This is a genomic window from Polynucleobacter sp. JS-JIR-5-A7, from assembly GCF_018687935.1.
In the GTDB taxonomy this organism is placed as follows: Bacteria; Pseudomonadota; Gammaproteobacteria; order Burkholderiales; family Burkholderiaceae; genus Polynucleobacter.
Genome location: NZ_CP061308.1, coordinates 2,107,835 through 2,123,315, shown reverse-complemented (window position 1 = coordinate 2,123,315; position 15,481 = coordinate 2,107,835). Strand labels below are relative to the sequence as shown.

Below are 15,481 nucleotides of genomic sequence, written 5' to 3'. Positions count from 1 at the left end.
TCTATTAGAAACGAGATTTCATAAAACTGTCATATATTTCCATATAATTCGAAATATGAATAATGATAACGCTATCTCTGCTTTCCTCGCTCTAGGGCAAGAAACCCGACTTAATGTGTTTCGCCTCATTGTTCAGCGTGGTGACCTTGGGTTAACTCCAAGTCAAATTATTGAAAAACTTGGCATCCCCAATGCCACCCTCAGTTTTCACCTAAAAGATTTAGTGGATGCCGAGCTTTTATTGGTAGAGCGTCAAAGTCGTAATCTCATCTATAGACCTAATGCCGAGCAAGTTCAAAAGTTAAGTGAATTTTTATTAGATAACTGCTGTGGCGGTAAGTCTTGCCTTCCCATCAAACCCCTCAAGAAAGCCAAAATCAAATGAAGCAATACAACATTCTCTTTTTGTGTACCCATAACTCCGCCCGCTCTGTATTGGGTGAAGCATTAGCATCAACCCATCTAAGTGGTAAGTTTGTTGGTTACTCAGCTGGCTCTACCCCAGGTACATCTGTTAATCCTTTTGCTAGAGAGTTAGCCTTAGAGATGGGCTACGACGAGAATAAGTTGCGCTCTAAGTCATGGGATGAGTATGGCTTGCCTGATGCTCCACAAATGGATTTCATTATTACTGTTTGTGATAATGCCGCGGGTGAAGTATGCCCATTTTGGCCTGGCAAACCTTCTACAGCTCACTGGGGCTTTCCTGATCCATCACAAGTTCAAGGTGGTGATGAAGAAAAACGCAAAGCATTTAAGGATGTGATGATTGGTTTGAAAAAGCGTATCGATATCTTGGCATCTATGCCTTTAGACAAATTAGATTCAATGAGCCTAAAAGAGATTCATACAAAAGCATGAAAAGTTATGTAAGTGAGTTTGTGGGCACAGCCCTGCTATTAGCAATAGTGGCGGGGTCTGGCTTTATGGGTGAATCATTGGGAGCAGGCAACGCCGCAGTTGCCTTACTTGGTAATAGCATTGCTACAGGCGCAGGACTCTACGCTTTAATTGTTTTGCTCGGACCCATCTCTGGCGCCCACTTTAATCCAGTTGTCACATTGATGTTTTGGAAGTTAGGACATCTCAATCTAAAAAAGATGTTGGGCTATTGGGTTTGCCAGTTCACAGGCGCTATTGCTGGAATATGGCTCACCCATTTAATGTTCAGCTTGCCCATTATTCAAGAATCAACCAAAGTCAGAACAGGATTAGGTATTTGGGTGAGTGAGCTTGTATCAACACTCGTATTGCTCTCAGTAATACACATTGGAGATAAAGAGGCTAAAGATAAGGTTCCAATGTTAGTTGCTTTGGCAGTGACAGCAGGCTACTGGTTTACTTCCTCTACCTTCTTTAGCAATCCAGCAGTAGCAGTAGCAAGGAGCTTAACCAATACCTTTGTGGGCATTGCTCCTAATGATGTTTTAGGATTTGTTGTGGCTGAGGTCATTGCGGCATTATTGGTTGTTGGAATTCTTGCTCTAGTTGAGCCAAAAGATAACAAGAGCTATACAAGAGGTTTATAGAGGCAATGTCCTTTAAAAGGACAGTTCATGCACGGGGTACCCCAATCACAACAAGGAGTCGTTATCCCTGTGTCAGTCAAATCCTCGCTACGCCACCAAACTCTCTTACTATCCTTGCGTGGGTCAAAATAACTCAACCAAATCAACCCCATACAAACACCTAAGAAAGTTTTGTGCACAAAGTTTGCCTATGGTGGGGTGAACCTTTTGAGATCTAGCGGGAGTTTAGTCTGGGGGACAGAGTTGAAAATCCTTGTGTCGGTGGTTCGATTCCGCCCCGGGCCACCATATATACACCGTAGTCGAAAGACTGCGGTGTTTTCTTTTGTGCTTGTACAAACTTTTGCTCTTTGCGTGCGTAAAAATAATCTACGCTCTCCGCACTTTAGCAACACGCTGTTTAACTTTGTGTAATGACACTCGCAAGGTATCTACGACTACTCACAGCACACTACACATCTAACCCCAACATTCTGTATCTGCGTGATAGCGAAGTTGTTTTGTATCGTCGCAGTAGCAGTCCGCTATATCAATGTCGCTTTAAGTTAGCCAACGGCAGTTGGTACAGAGTCAGCACGCGCAAAGCGAGTGTTGAAAGTGCCGATAGTGTTGCGTGCGAGATGTACGACGAGATACGCTTTAGACAGCGACTGGGTTTAGCACACATATCACACGACTTCGCACACATCGCAGACGCAACATTAGATGAGCTACGCAAAGAGATGGACTTGGGTAGAGGAAAGAGCGTGTATCAATCGTATATAACTTGTATAGAAAAGTATTTCATTCCGTACTTTGCGGACAAGCAGTTAGAGGAGCTCACGCACAGCGACATCGTAGAGTTTGAGTTATGGCGAAATAGACAGATGGCGAAGTTGCCTAAAGCAAGCACGCTGAATAACCTTGCGAGTGCGTGGAGTAGATTGTGTAGCGTTGCTGTCAGTAGAGGTTGGATTAGCGAGCGTGTTGCGATACCGAAGCTATCAACACGAGGACTAAAGAGTATCGCTCGCCCAGCATTTAGCAGGGAGGAGATAGAGCATCTGCTTGTGTATATGGTGAAGTGAAGTATGAAGGGGAGATTAGCTGTAGAGCGTGAGATGCGTCCGCTACTGCGTGATTATGTAGAGATGCTATTGCTAACGGGAATGCGACACGGCACAGAGGCATTAGGCATTAGTTGGAAGCACATTGAGTGGCACACAGACAAAGACATACGCTACTTACGCATATGGGTGAATGGTAAAACGGGCGGTAGATGGTTGATAGCAAAGCATCGCGCTGTAGATGTATTAAAGCGACTACACAACAGACAGCAATCGCACAATGGTATTGAGTTTGAGCAATTTATTAAAGAACGCACAGCACATAAACTTTTTACATTTAGTAATGGTTATCAACCGCCGAGTTTGAATGGAACTTTTAGACGGCTAATGCGTGATAGCGGATTAGAAAAAGACGCAGAAGGACAGACACGCACTTTGTACTCATTGCGACACACTTATGCTACATTGGAGCTTATAGAATATAGAATAGATATTCACACGCTTGCGAAGCAGATGGGTAATAGTGCCGGAATGATTGAGCGACACTACAGTAAGCTCACTGCGACGATGGAAGCATACAGATTGACATAACTTGGAAATTTTTTTGATGAATCCAGATATTATTTCTATCCAGAAGAATGTTTTTTTAAAAAATACAAAAAAAATTATTAGCTATGAAATAAAAAAGCCAAAAGAGGAAAGTTTTACAGAGCACGCTGAATTTTTTCTGGGTAAGGTCAAAGGCGAATGGGTTGCTTATGATAGGATTTGTGATCATAACGGAGGTAATTTATCGCTTGATCCAGGTAAAAAAACAGCAACCTGCCCAATTCATAAATGGACGCTATTGCTTAGTGAAGGAGTATATGAAAACGCCTGTCCAAAGAAACAACTAAAGGTAGTAGATAAAGAAAATATTCTATGTGTACTAAAGGAAGATGAGTCTTTTCCTTTAGTGCCGTGTGAAATGCTTTATGGTGGTGAGATAAGAATTGATTTCAATGCTCACGCCTCAGTATCTTTAGTGGCTGGCAGCATTTCGATAATCACAGACCCTTGGTACATTGGACCTTGTTTTGCTACAGGATGGTGGCACTTATATCCGCCAAGTGTTGAGGCAGTAGATAGACTTGTAAATGCCGACTTAATCTACATAAGTCATAATCATTCAGATCACCTACACATTCCTACGCTTGAGAAATACGTATCAAAAGACAAGTGTTTTTTAGTGCCAAACTTTGAATCAAAGTCAGTTGAAACTATTTTAAGAAAATTAGGATATAACAACTTAATTATTGCTGATTTCCTTGAGGAGGTGACCATAAATAAAGATGAAAGTATAAAGCTAATTATTGTTAAATCAGGCGATGATAGGGATGACAGCTCTTTGCTTGTCTACACTAAAGAAAACGTTATTTTTTTTGGGGTAGACACAAATATGCCTAACAACTGGGTTTTACCAAAAGTAGATATGCTTTTTACTCTCTTTGCAGGTGGGGCGAGCGCTTTTCCTTCTCGGATTGAAAATTTTGATTTACAGAAAAAAATTGAAATAGCAAACGCAAACAGAAATTCGGTACTTACACATTACGTAAAAAAATTAGTGGCGGCAACTATGCCAAAATTCGTTATCCCATACGCCGGATACTTTACAGAAATAAATAGAGATTTAGATGTAAAAAGAATTAATATCAAAAACTCTCCAGATGACCTTATACAATATGTAGAGGCTACCTTTCCTGAAGTTATTGGAATTAACCCAATAGAAACTTCACGTTTAAATATTTTTGGAAAAGATTTAAATAAGTTAGAGCAATATGAGTCCCCACTTTACTTTCTTGATGAAGAATACGTAAAAGAAGAAATTACAAAATTTTCTTCAGATGCGGAAGGTTTTATTTCTAAAAAATTACTTATTCTTGGTGAAAAATTTCTTAGTGCTTCTTTTTTTGATAAGTTAACAATAGTAATAATTCCCTCTAATGATGACTTTTCAAATTTTGAAAATACAGCTTTAGTTGTAAATTTTTCACAAGAAGGCAGAGGGTCTTCAATTATTGATATTGATAAAAAATTAGATTCTCAGGTTATTGATATGTTGAGGAAGCATACTAGAAATAATATTGAACTCCTGAGAGTTAGACAGGGTAGTCTTCAAGGGGTTTTTGAGCAGGGTTTGCCGCTGGAAGACTTGTCTATTGGATTTCAAATTAAGATGTTTAGAGATCCTAATGTATATAACTTTAAGTTTTGGGATCATTTTACAAATAGAGAGATTATTGGAGGGCACGCACTAGTAGCAAAGCTTTAAGCATAATATATGTGCGAACTTTAACTGATTTTTCGTAAATGTCATCTACATTAGAAGAAATCAAAAAGAAATTACAGCCAGCAAAGCAAGTTCAAGATGCTACCGCTCTATTTAAACTACCTACAACTGAAAAAGCGAAGATTAAAAGACTAAAAGAACTGTTCGCTCGTCTTAAACGAGTCAACAACACGGGCAGGGTCTAATGTGCTCAACACTTTTTTCTTGGTTGGGATGAGCCGGGTGGAACTTATGATCGCGTGCCACCTCCATTGGTTCCTGCTCCAGATCCATCAGTGCCAAAAGGCCAACAAAGATTTGATTTCCGCAGATCTGGCTATCTTGTTCTTGTGGTAATGATTTTGTCATGGATTCCTGGGAAGACAGTATTCGCTAAAGAATTCCGTGATACCTCTATGATTGCGAGTTTGCGTAAAGCATAGAATCTTGGCAAACCATTTACTGCCTGTGATGCCAGTGTGAGAACGCATGAGCCTTGCTTCATACGGACAACCCCTTGCGATCCAAGTACATGGCCTACCCCAGTCGCGCGACCAGTTTCAGAATATAAGGCGCCGGATTTGAATAATCTGCTGCCAGTATATTCAGGATTGGCTAAGGAAATGATTCCAGGCATTGTTAAGTTTTCCCATGCTGCGGGTTACCCAGCTCCTTCGATGCCAAAAGATCCAAATAGTCCAATTATTCCAAAATAAGGCATCAAGATTGTTCTGGAGTTGGCAGCCGAAATGTTTCCACAATTGGCTCAAAAGGGAAATATCAAGAGTCAGTATTAATCCTGTAAAAAGAATTGAAAATCCTTGTGTCGGTGGTTCGATTCCGCCCCGGGCCACCAAGATTCACTAAAACTACCTTCGGGTGGTTTTTATTTGTTGGGCGTAGAATGGAATTATGAGAAGGATATGTATCAGCCTTTGCTTTAGTCTATTTGCCAGCTTGATTCACGCGGCTAGCATGCCCTTATCTGCTGACTCTAAATCACAAGCTCATTCTGGGCATGTAGTTCAGCATGATTGCCATACAAAAAGAGATGTGAATGTTGAGAACTCGCAATCAACAAATCATCAAGCACAGCATCAATGCTGTTTGGGCGTAATAGCAAACTTATCTACTAGCCAATATATCCAGCCAGATTTCTCAAATCACTTTGTTTCTCAAGTGCTCCAACTCATTGTTGAGGCAGTTCCAAGTCATATATTCAAACCTCCAAGATTAATTAGTTAACTACGCATTAACTAATTTTTGTGGCATCCAGCCACCGTAATCTATTGGAGAAATCTTATGAACATGACTCACTACATGGAGTTATTGGCTGTTAATCAGCCCTGGAATTTAATTATTTTTATGGCCATCCCAATCATCTTGGCAGAGACTTTAGCTATCACTGAGCTATATCTACTCTTTACTCGCAAGTTCGATGGTGCTGTTTATTACCTCAATCGCTTTTCTGGAATTGCTGTAGGCGTTTACTTTGTTGGGATCATTTACTACATTGTGACTAATGCCATTATTCCTGTTACACAGGCAGGCGAGTGGAGAACAGTGATTGATGTAATCGCTGTTAGCACTTATGTCATCGCAGGATTGCCGCTGATCTGGATTGCCCTACAAGAGTTGGGTTTAGTAAATCGAACGCTAGACCAAATGGGCAAGCTAAAAATTCATGCGATATGTGTCGCCTTGTTCTTGGTATTTGGACACATTGCCATGATCGCCGGCATGCTTGATCCAAGTATTCTAGGATACAAAGGCGCTAATCCTCATCAAATGGGTGGTAACTCGGATCATGAGTTTTGCCATCCTGATGGGCATGGCGACATGATGAAACAACATCAGAAAATGATCGACGGTCAGATGCCAATGAATAATAAGGGCCATAATCACTAATGCCTTAAGGATCAGGCATCCTCAGCCCCGATCGATTCCACCTCAAGCCACCAAGAAACACAAAGACCACCTTCGGGTGGTTTTTCATTTGTGGGTATTATTAAAAGAGACTGACTTCTAGGAATAAAAAATGCTTAAGCTCTACTATCACCCATCACCCAATCCAGCGAAAGTAGCCCTGTATTTAGAAGAGACCAATACGCCTTACGAAATCATTGTGACTGATACCCGTAAGGGCGATCAACACAAACCAGAGTTTAGAGCAATCAATCCCAATGGAAAGACGCCTGCTTTAGTTGATGGCGACATTAAGGTGTTTGATAGCAATGCCATCATGCTTTACTTGGGCGAGAAGATTGGCAAGTTCATGCCAACAAATACGCCGCAAGCACATGCTGAGCTCTATTCATGGCTTATGTTTGTTGCTACCGGTATTGGACCGTATTGTGGGCAAGCTGTTCATTTCAAACACTTTGCTCCAGAGCCAAAAGAATATGCGGTCAATCGCTATGATTTTGAGGCATGGCGTCACTGGTTATTAATTGAAGAGCATCTAGCTAAACAGCCTTATATGCTCAGTGACTACAGCATTGTGGACATGTCTGTTTGGGGTTGGGCCAGAGTGATTCCGTTTGTATTGGGTGAAGGTGCCTGGGAAAAGTTGCCTAGTGTGAAGCGATTGTTAGATGAAATCAATGCCAAGCCAAGTGCTCAGGCTGTTGAAGCTATTAAGACTAAATTCACTTTCAAGACAGAGGTTGATGAAGAGTCCAGAAAGAATCTTTTTCCAAGTAATGAGCGGCTCAAGAAATAAAACCCAAGGAGATATTTAGATGCCATTTGTCAGAATCGATTTAAGTAAAAAACATCCAGAAGGTTTTGCCCAACAAGTAGGCGAAATTGTTTATCAAGTGATGACGGCGCATATTAATGTGCCTAAAGATGATAAGTTTCAAGTTATTACTAAGCACGAAAGTCAGGAGCTAGTCGTACCTAAAAGTTATCTAGGCATTGAGTATTCTGAAGATATTATCTTTATTCAGGTGACTTTAAATGAGGGTAGAACTACTGAGCTGAAAAAAAAGTTCTACAAAGCCATATGTGAAGGCTTGGTTGAAAGACTTAAAGTTAGACCTCAAGACATTGTCATCAATTTGATTGAGGTGAATAAAGAAAACTGGTCATTTGGTAATGGTGAGATGCAATACGCCCCCAAAGATTAGCTATTCTAGGGCCTAGTAGTCTCATATATCCTCACATAGAATCAGTTTACGATACGATATTTACATCAATTTAATAGGGACCGAAAATGAAACTAGCAAAATGGCTTGGGCTGGGTTTGTCGATCAGTTTTTTTATGGCCCACTTTGCGTTCGCGCAGACGCAGACTGACGAGTTGCGACCAAAACGTACGGTACTTCAAAAATCGGATGTGGGTAGCACCGGAAGAGAGGCCACTTTGCAGATTGTTGAGTTTCCAGCTGGCGCCGCTGAAGTTCCTCATACCCATCCTGGCGAATTAGTGGGCTATATATTAGAGGGTTCTGTAGATTTAATGGTTGAAGGAAAACCGATGGCCTCTTTGAAAGAAGGCGATGGTTTTATTATTGAAGGCGGTAAAGTGCATGCTGCAAAGAATACGGCTAAAGGAATCACCAAATTATTGGCAACCGTGATCTTGGAAAAAGGTAAGCCAACTTCGGCCCCTACCAAATAAGACTTAGTCAGAAATCTTAGATTATCTCCAGCATGAAGCGTTCTTTAAAAGGGCGCTACTCAATCAAGTTATCTCTGCCTAGCCTTCCCTTAACTAAGTCAATCCCATATTTAATAACGGCCACAAACAATATTGAGCCTGCAATATCTCCGCAGAACATGGCAATGAAATGATTCCAACTGCCAGAATCTAGACCCATTATCACAAACCAAAGTTGATGTAGGCCTGAACTCAGGAATGAATATGCAATGATTATCACCAAGAGCTGTCTTAATGAAATGTTACTAAGATCGGGCTGAACTTTGAGGTTGTGAATGACAAAGTGCCTACCTAGTAGTGGCGCTACTCCGCAAATAATCGCAATACCAACTGTAGAAGTTATACCGTATTCATAAAAACCAATGTAGTTAATTAAGAGTGAAGCAATGGCTAGGCCAATAGCGCCAGAGTAATCTAATATTAGAGTGATAAAAATACGAATGCCTGCAGGGAGAAAAATCCAATTAACCCCCCTGGCATCTTCAAGTGGTGCCGTGATGGCTTGATTGAAATAAAAGAATGCCATATACGGAGCGGCGCTAAGGATGATTTCGAAGAGAAATTGGCTAGAAGCCTTGAAAATAGGCATTAAATGATTATGAATTTAATTGGTGCATAGCATAGTGGTGTTTACCCTTCGGGGGGTAGAATTGAGATTATGAAAGCTATTAACCCTTCAGCCTATATTCGTTTTTTAAATTGCTTAGATGGCCTTGATCATATGAATCCAGGCAAGAAACTAGACGCAACCGAAGAGCAACTTCTGAACAAGATTACCTTGGCTGCCACTCAAGGCAAGGAGCTTTTGGTGGGCGATTTAATTTCCTTAAGTGAGCTAGGCTCACAAGCGACGCTCCACGGACGTATTAAGAATTTAGTCGCCATGGGTTATGTAAAGCTCAATGAAGATAAGACTGATGGGCGCAAAAAATTTGTGATTCCTACGACAAAAGCGATTAAGCATTATGAGCATTTATCTGCCTGTCTAGAAAAAGCTCTAAAGAGTGGTTAAGCTGGATTAGAGATCCTTGGCTCTTGCTGATTCCGATCCGGGTTACCAAGAACTCAATAATGCCCCGCTTTATGCGGGGCATTATCTTTTGTCTGGCAGGATTATTGGACATCAATTAGGATGGTGTGGCTAGCTTGCAAAATGACAAAATTTTTATGAATCGTATTAATCGAACCATTACTACATGCATTTTTTTACTGAGCAGTCTTTGTATTGCTCAGCAAGTAATGGCTACTCTGGCAAATGATTTGCAGGATGGTCAGCATGTGCTGTTAATGAGGCACGCTGATGCTCCTGGCTATGGAGATCCTGCTGGGTATGTCATTAGCCAGTGCTCCACTCAGCGTAACTTAGATGATTACGGCAAAAGACAAGCTAAGGCAATAGGGGTGTGGTTAGCTAGCCAAGGTATTCAAAAGGCAGACGTGTTTAGTAGTCCATGGTGTAGATGTTTGGATACAGCAACCCTTCTTAATAAAGGTCCAATAAAAATTGAACCATCACTCGGCTCATTTTTTGACAATATGAGCCTAGAAAAGAAGCAAACCAAAGAATTGGAGGAGCTCATTAAAAGCGAGCTGTCTAGGCAATCTAAGGCGCCACTCATTCTGGTAACACACCATGTCAATATTCAGGCCTTCACTGGCAAAGTAGTTGGGGTGGGTGATATGGTTTTGGTGAAGGTGAATAAAAACGGAAAACATCTTTCCCATGCGATTTATCCCAGTCCCAAGCCCTGAGGACAGAGTTTGATACCGTCCACCCTTAAATAAATGAATTAATAAGACTACTTTGAAAGAGGTCTTTTTTGATTTAATGGTATTTTTGTGAGAATCAGGCAAGATCTAGCTTGCAGCAATATAAACAAAAGGAGACAGGTAATGATTAAAGGGATTTCTTTAACAATGGGCGCGCTTGCTGTTATGTCTTTGGTGGCTTGCCAATCCATGGAGCATGGAACCGGCCAAAAAGCATCGGCCACCCTGGATTCACGTTCTGGATCAAATACAAAAGGTACGGTTAACTTTGTTTGGCAAGGACATGATGTTTTGGTAACCGGGAACTTTTCCGGATTAAAGCCAAATGCTGAGCAAGGATTTCATGTTCATGAAAAGGGAGATTGTTCTGCCCCTGATGCAACCAGTGCGGGCGGACACTTTAATCCAGACACACAGTCGCATGGTATGCCTGGAAGCGGCTCAAATCATGCTGGAGATATGCCAAATATTAAATCGGACGCCAATGGCAATGCAGTGTATTCGGCAAAGTTAAGTGGGTTTGCAGTTAATAGTGGCCCTACTGGAATATTGGGAAGATCAGTTGTTGTTCATCGCGACCCCGATGATTACAAATCACAGCCAGCGGGTAACTCAGGCCCCAGAATTGCCTGCGGTCTAATTAAGTAAGGTGGAGCATTTAAGGCTTTGATCGATTCTGCTTGGAGCCGCTAAGAAACACTAAAGCCACCTTTGGGTGGTTTTAGTGTTTTCATACGCATGCTATTCAAGTGGCAATTAAATAATCAGCAAAAAGATTCTCTAACTTATAGGCTTTCAAATGAAAAAAATATTTCTAGCGGCACTATGGTTCATTTCCATGGTTGGACTATCTCAAGCTGCAGATACTGCACCTATTAAGTCAGACCCGGCTTGGCTAACAGAGTCAAGGGCAAGCATTAAAGCTGAAAAATATGATCAGGCAATAAAACAATTACAGGCTGCCAATGAAATAAGCTCTGCTGATTGGAATAATTTGTTGGGTTACAGTCTTCGCAAGAAACAGCCGCCGGACTTGGTTGGGGCTGAAAAGTATTATCAAGCCGCCCTGAAAATAGACCCAAATCATCGCGGTGCTCTTGAGTATTACGGCAAGCTAAAGTTAATTAACAATGACTTACCAGGCGCTGAGGCATTATTGGCAAGATTAGATAAAGTTTGTACATTTGGATGCGAGGAATATTCAGATTTAAAAGAGGCTATACAAAAATATAAGTCTAGAAAGTAGAGTGATATATGCCCTGCACATATTAGGGCGTATTTAAAATTGAATTCCAAATTAAAAAGGTCAGCGTATGAACGTTAAAAATATCATTGGCTTTGTTGAAAAATTATTTTTAATTACTATTGCGATTTTTACTATTGCAGCAATGGGCCAAGAGGTTTTTTCCCTTATTAGTAGCCGTCGTGTTGAGCTACAAGATCTATTGCTGATGTTTATTTATGCCGAGGTACTTGGGATGCTGGCAGCCTTTTATTCTAGCCATCGTATTCCTATAACAATCCCTTTATTTATTGCAATGACTGCATTGAGTAGATTAATTATCCTTCAGGGCAAAGATGGAAATCCTTCAATCCTGCTCTATGAGAGCGGGGCTATTATCTTGATTGCTGGTGCTTGCTGGATTATTAGTCGTGTCAATATGCTTAAAGAAAATGATTAGTGCCTGATGCAACAGTTTGAATAACAGCGTTGCTGAAAATATTGCATTGACTATCCCAGATCTATGACAAACTTTAATGAACTTCCTGCAGGTCTACCAATCCCTCAAGACGATGGCTCGACCAATCATTTGAAGGGAATGAAACTACCTAAGGTTTCTTTAAATGCCACCAATGGTAAGGCTATTCATTTTGGCGATATCAAAGGCAAATTCGTTATCTATTGTTATCCGATGACAGGGCGGCCGAATGTTGCTTTACCTGATGGCTGGGATCAAATTCCTGGGGCAAGAGGTTGTACGCCGCAAAGTTGCTCGTTTAGAGATCACTATCAAGAGCTTCAAGCATTAGGTGCGGAGCTTGTAGGTTTGAGCGTTCAATCCACTGAATATCAAAAAGAAATGGCCGATAGACTGCATCTGCCATTTCCGGTTGTCAGTGATGTGAACTATCAATTTCAAAAGGCATTGAATATGCCAACCTTTGCAACATCAGGGATGATTTTATTGAAGCGGGTTACATTAATTGCTAATCATGGTGTGATTGAAGCTGTTCACTATCCAATTTTCCCAAGTGATAGTGATCCAGCCTGGGTAATTGATTATTTGAAGAGCCACTAGGCTTAGATATCCTAGGCCCCCAAGCATCCTTCCTAGCAAATTCTAAATTTTATGAATATGGGTATTAGGCGAAAAATTATGTAACCTCTTTGTCATATATTTCCATTATTATAGAAACATGAAAAATATAGAAGCTGTTGAGGCATTTGTTGCACTCGGACAAGAAAGCCGTCTTAATGTATTTCGCTTGATTGTTCAAAAAGGGGATATTGGTTTAACGCCCAGTCAAATTATTGAGAAGTTAGGCATCCCTAATGCAACTTTGAGTTTTCACTTAAAAGAATTGGTGAATGCTAATCTTTTGGTAGTTGAGCGCCAAAGTAGAAATTTAATCTACCGACCTAATACGAACTTAGTAAATACCTTAAGCGACTTTTTGTTGGAAAACTGCTGTGGTGGCAAGTCTTGTGAGGCCCCCAAGAAAAAGAAGGTGAGCTGCAAATGAAAAGACTACGGTTTTATATCAAGCTTGCCGATATTCAAACCCCCATGCCATTGGCTATAGTTTAAATTTTATCGATCACTAAAAAATCTTATTACTAATTAACTAAAGACAAGCAATGAAGCAATACAACATTCTCTTTCTCTGTACGCATAATTCTGCACGCTCAATTTTAGGCGAGGCTCTTGCCTCGACTCATCCCAGTGGCAAGCTTATTGGTTTTTCTGCTGGCTCGACCCCGGGCACATCTGTTAATCCTATTGCTAGGGAGTTGGCATTAGAGATGGGCATGGATCCAGCAAAATTAAAGTCTAAGAGCTGGGATGTTTTCGGAGAGCCCAATGCGCCGAAGATGGATTTCATTATTACTGTTTGTGACAATGCGGCTGGTGAGCAATGTCCATTCTGGCCTGGTAATCCTGCAACAGCGCATTGGGGCTTTCCTGACCCATCACAAGTGCAAGGTACTGACTTGGAGAAAAAGGCAGCTTTTGTTAATGTGATGAACGGACTTCAGAAGCGCATTGATATTCTTGCTGCGATGCCATTAGATAAATTGGATTCAATGAGCCTAAAAGAGATTCATACAAAAGTATGAGAAGCTATCTCAGTGAGTTTGTTGGCACAGCACTATTGTTGGCAATAGTGGCAGGGTCTGGCCTGATGGGTGAGTCTTTGGCCGCTGGCAATGCCGCAGTTGCTTTGCTTGGAAATAGTATTGCTACTGGAGCAGGACTTTACGCTTTGATTGTGTTACTGGGCCCCATCTCAGGCGCTCATTTCAATCCAGTCGTGAGCCTGATGTTTTGGAGGCTAGGACATCTTGATTTCAAAAAGATGTTAGCTTATTGGGGCTGTCAGTTCACTGGCGCTATTGCTGGAATATGGCTAACGCATTTGATGTTTAGTCTTCCTATCATTCAAGAATCAACCAAAGTCAGAACTGGCTTAGGTATTTGGATTAGTGAGTTTGTATCAACTCTCGTATTGCTTTCAGTAATTCGTATTGGCGATCAAGAAGTAAAAGATCGAGTGCCCATGCTTGTTGCCTTAACTGTCACTGCAGGGTATTGGTTTACTTCCTCAACCTTTTTTGCGAATCCAGCAGTTGCTGTGGCAAGAACTCTCACAAATACTTTTGTAGGCATTGCTCCAAATGATGTCTTCGGATTTGTACTTGCTGAAATATTGCCGGCATTGGTGATGGTTGGATTATTTTGTCGTTCAAAACGATAAACCATAAACTTCTATAAACTTGAAAAATAGAGTTACTCAATAGGTGATCGATTGAACCTGCATAAGCTTTTCCTTATCTATTTTATATTTTTGTTAAGTGCATGCGTCAGTCACCCTCCTGCACAACTATCAGAATCTTTGAATACGGGCATTAAGGGTGATCAGTATTGGACTTTAGATTTTTTCTACTTTTATAAAGGCAAGCAAACGCATACAAAAGCTTTTGAGTTCGTGAATCGAAGAGATTGTTTTGAGGCGATGTATCAAATGCAGGTAGACGCAAGAAAAGAAGCTAGTCATAGTGGGTCGGGGATATGTAGTAAACGATTCGTAGAGGGCCAAAAAAGAACTCATGACGACGTGCTGGGCTACAGATAGCCGACATAGTCAAAGAATTCATATCTTTGGCTTTAGTCGATGCCATTCCTTAGTACCGAGCGATAATAAAAAATAATCAATTCAAGGGGTGACATGTATAAGCTAATTGCATTCGATGCCTACGGAACGTTGTTTGACGTTTACTCCATGGGAGAATTGGCAGAAGCATTGTTTCCTGGACATGGTCAAACGCTGTCATTGATGTGGCGCGATCGGCAAATTGATTACACCCGTCTTGTCACTATGAGCGACCCTAGTGCCGTTGGTAGTAAACACTATTTGCCATTTTGGGATCTAACCATTCGCTCACTGCGCTATGTCTGTAAGCGATTAGGATTAGGGCTGACTGCATTAATAGAAAAGCAGTTAATGGATCAATATGCCAAGCTCAGTAGTTTTGAAGATAGCTTGATGGTTCTTCAAGAAATAAAAAAACGTGGCGCCTCTACTGCAATTCTGTCTAATGGCAGTAGAGAGATGCTTGCTACAGTAGTAGAAAGCAATGGCCTTAAGCCGTATTTAGATAAAGTGGTCACGATTGAAGAGGTGCGTTTATTTAAGACCGCCCCCCAGGCATATGAGTTGCTACTCAAATCATTTCCTGTAAAAAAAGAGGAAGTCTTATTTGTATCAAGCAATGCTTGGGATGCACTAGCAGCTAAATGGTATGGGTATGACGTATTTTGGGTAAATCGTCTTGGGCATCCATTCGAGGAAATTGGCGAGCAACCAAATTTTGAGGGCAACTCTTTAAGTAAGGTTTTGGAAGTCATTTGAAGAAACTAAGCTGTTACTATATTTCTTATCT

Annotated in this window: 23 protein-coding genes and 1 pseudogene; 23 read left to right on the top strand and 1 reads right to left on the bottom strand. The window is 41.0% G+C overall.

The genetic code is table 11. From position 1 onward, the window contains the following. The first annotated feature begins 55 nt into the window (after positions 1–55). The 13 genes and pseudogenes from AOC29_RS11075 (at position 56) to AOC29_RS11025 (ending at position 8,508) form a co-directional block, all read left to right on the top strand. The gene (locus tag AOC29_RS11075; protein ID WP_215296028.1) at positions 56–385 is read left to right on the top strand and encodes a helix-turn-helix transcriptional regulator; all 330 of its coding nucleotides are present in this window, start codon (positions 56–58) and stop codon (positions 383–385) included. Further along, positions 382–861: an arsenate reductase ArsC gene (locus tag AOC29_RS11070; RefSeq protein WP_215284966.1), complete on the top strand. Its 480-nt coding sequence runs from the start codon at positions 382–384 to the stop codon at positions 859–861. Before AOC29_RS11075 ends, AOC29_RS11070 begins: the two co-directional genes overlap by 4 nt. After that, on the top strand, positions 858–1,529 hold the full coding sequence (locus tag AOC29_RS11065) for an MIP/aquaporin family protein (protein WP_215296027.1): 672 nt from the start codon (positions 858–860) through the stop codon (positions 1,527–1,529). Before AOC29_RS11070 ends, AOC29_RS11065 begins: the two co-directional genes overlap by 4 nt. Positions 1,530–1,942: 413 nt before the next feature. Next, a complete protein-coding gene (locus AOC29_RS11380) occupies positions 1,943–2,596 on the top strand; it encodes a hypothetical protein (protein WP_251370008.1) in 654 nt (217 codons plus the stop codon). Positions 2,597–2,629: 33 nt separating this feature from the next. Beyond that, positions 2,630–3,166: a tyrosine-type recombinase/integrase gene (locus AOC29_RS11375; protein ID WP_251370007.1), complete on the top strand. Its 537-nt coding sequence runs from the start codon at positions 2,630–2,632 to the stop codon at positions 3,164–3,166. Between the two features lie 16 nt (positions 3,167–3,182). Further along, on the top strand, positions 3,183–4,886 hold the full coding sequence (locus tag AOC29_RS11055) for a Rieske 2Fe-2S domain-containing protein (protein WP_215296026.1): 1,704 nt from the start codon (positions 3,183–3,185) through the stop codon (positions 4,884–4,886). Positions 4,887–4,924: 38 nt separating this feature from the next. Beyond that, positions 4,925–5,089, top strand: a complete 165-nt coding sequence (locus AOC29_RS11050; protein ID WP_215296025.1) for a hypothetical protein — start codon at positions 4,925–4,927, stop codon at positions 5,087–5,089. 24 nt (positions 5,090–5,113) lie between these two features. Then, positions 5,114–5,326: pseudogene (locus AOC29_RS11045) on the top strand (alkaline phosphatase family protein); the annotation flags it as partial. A gap of 138 nt (positions 5,327–5,464) precedes the next feature. Then, positions 5,465–5,599, top strand: a complete 135-nt coding sequence (locus AOC29_RS11395; protein ID WP_256441760.1) for a hypothetical protein — start codon at positions 5,465–5,467, stop codon at positions 5,597–5,599. A 586-nt stretch (positions 5,600–6,185) separates the two neighbouring features. Then, complete coding sequence (locus AOC29_RS11040) at positions 6,186–6,791, top strand: DUF6803 family protein (protein ID WP_215296024.1); 606 nt, start codon at positions 6,186–6,188, stop codon at positions 6,789–6,791. A gap of 130 nt (positions 6,792–6,921) precedes the next feature. Beyond that, positions 6,922–7,605, top strand: a complete 684-nt coding sequence (locus AOC29_RS11035) for a glutathione S-transferase family protein (RefSeq protein ID WP_215296023.1) — start codon at positions 6,922–6,924, stop codon at positions 7,603–7,605. A gap of 19 nt (positions 7,606–7,624) precedes the next feature. Next, positions 7,625–8,014 carry a tautomerase family protein gene (locus tag AOC29_RS11030; RefSeq protein WP_215296022.1) on the top strand — a complete coding sequence of 130 codons (390 nt, stop codon included), beginning with the start codon at positions 7,625–7,627 and terminating at the stop codon, positions 8,012–8,014. A gap of 86 nt (positions 8,015–8,100) precedes the next feature. After that, a complete protein-coding gene (locus AOC29_RS11025; RefSeq protein ID WP_215296021.1) occupies positions 8,101–8,508 on the top strand; it encodes a cupin domain-containing protein in 408 nt (135 codons plus the stop codon). Positions 8,509–8,563: 55 nt separating this feature from the next. On the opposite strand, the gene AOC29_RS11020 is transcribed toward AOC29_RS11025, so the two are convergent. Next, a complete protein-coding gene (locus AOC29_RS11020) occupies positions 8,564–9,136 on the bottom strand; it encodes a hypothetical protein (RefSeq protein ID WP_251370006.1) in 573 nt (190 codons plus the stop codon). Positions 9,137–9,205: 69 nt separating this feature from the next. Here AOC29_RS11020 and AOC29_RS11015 point away from each other — a divergent pair, with 69 nt between their 5' ends. The 10 genes from AOC29_RS11015 (at position 9,206) to AOC29_RS10970 (ending at position 15,450) form a co-directional block, all read left to right on the top strand. Next, positions 9,206–9,559: a winged helix DNA-binding protein gene (locus AOC29_RS11015; protein WP_215296020.1), complete on the top strand. Its 354-nt coding sequence runs from the start codon at positions 9,206–9,208 to the stop codon at positions 9,557–9,559. Between the two features lie 155 nt (positions 9,560–9,714). Next, positions 9,715–10,299 carry a histidine phosphatase family protein gene (locus AOC29_RS11010; RefSeq protein ID WP_251370005.1) on the top strand — a complete coding sequence of 195 codons (585 nt, stop codon included), beginning with the start codon at positions 9,715–9,717 and terminating at the stop codon, positions 10,297–10,299. A 141-nt stretch (positions 10,300–10,440) separates the two neighbouring features. After that, complete coding sequence (locus tag AOC29_RS11005; protein ID WP_251370004.1) at positions 10,441–10,965, top strand: superoxide dismutase family protein; 525 nt, start codon at positions 10,441–10,443, stop codon at positions 10,963–10,965. Between the two features lie 151 nt (positions 10,966–11,116). Beyond that, positions 11,117–11,563 (top strand): tetratricopeptide repeat protein, encoded by a 447-nt coding sequence (locus AOC29_RS11000; RefSeq protein WP_251370003.1) that lies wholly within the window; start codon positions 11,117–11,119, stop codon positions 11,561–11,563. Between the two features lie 67 nt (positions 11,564–11,630). After that, positions 11,631–11,999 (top strand): phosphate-starvation-inducible protein PsiE, encoded by a 369-nt coding sequence (locus AOC29_RS10995; RefSeq protein ID WP_215296019.1) that lies wholly within the window; start codon positions 11,631–11,633, stop codon positions 11,997–11,999. A gap of 63 nt (positions 12,000–12,062) precedes the next feature. Then, positions 12,063–12,617: a peroxiredoxin gene (locus tag AOC29_RS10990; RefSeq protein ID WP_215296018.1), complete on the top strand. Its 555-nt coding sequence runs from the start codon at positions 12,063–12,065 to the stop codon at positions 12,615–12,617. Positions 12,618–12,735: 118 nt separating this feature from the next. Continuing rightward, a complete protein-coding gene (locus AOC29_RS10985; protein ID WP_215296017.1) occupies positions 12,736–13,062 on the top strand; it encodes a helix-turn-helix transcriptional regulator in 327 nt (108 codons plus the stop codon). A gap of 115 nt (positions 13,063–13,177) precedes the next feature. Next, a complete protein-coding gene (locus tag AOC29_RS10980) occupies positions 13,178–13,657 on the top strand; it encodes an arsenate reductase ArsC (protein WP_215296016.1) in 480 nt (159 codons plus the stop codon). After that, a complete protein-coding gene (locus AOC29_RS10975; protein ID WP_215296015.1) occupies positions 13,654–14,295 on the top strand; it encodes an MIP/aquaporin family protein in 642 nt (213 codons plus the stop codon). The genes AOC29_RS10980 and AOC29_RS10975 overlap by 4 nt, the downstream gene beginning before the upstream one ends. Positions 14,296–14,766: 471 nt before the next feature. Further along, complete coding sequence (locus tag AOC29_RS10970) at positions 14,767–15,450, top strand: haloacid dehalogenase type II (protein WP_215296014.1); 684 nt, start codon at positions 14,767–14,769, stop codon at positions 15,448–15,450. Positions 15,451–15,481 lie beyond the last annotated feature (31 nt).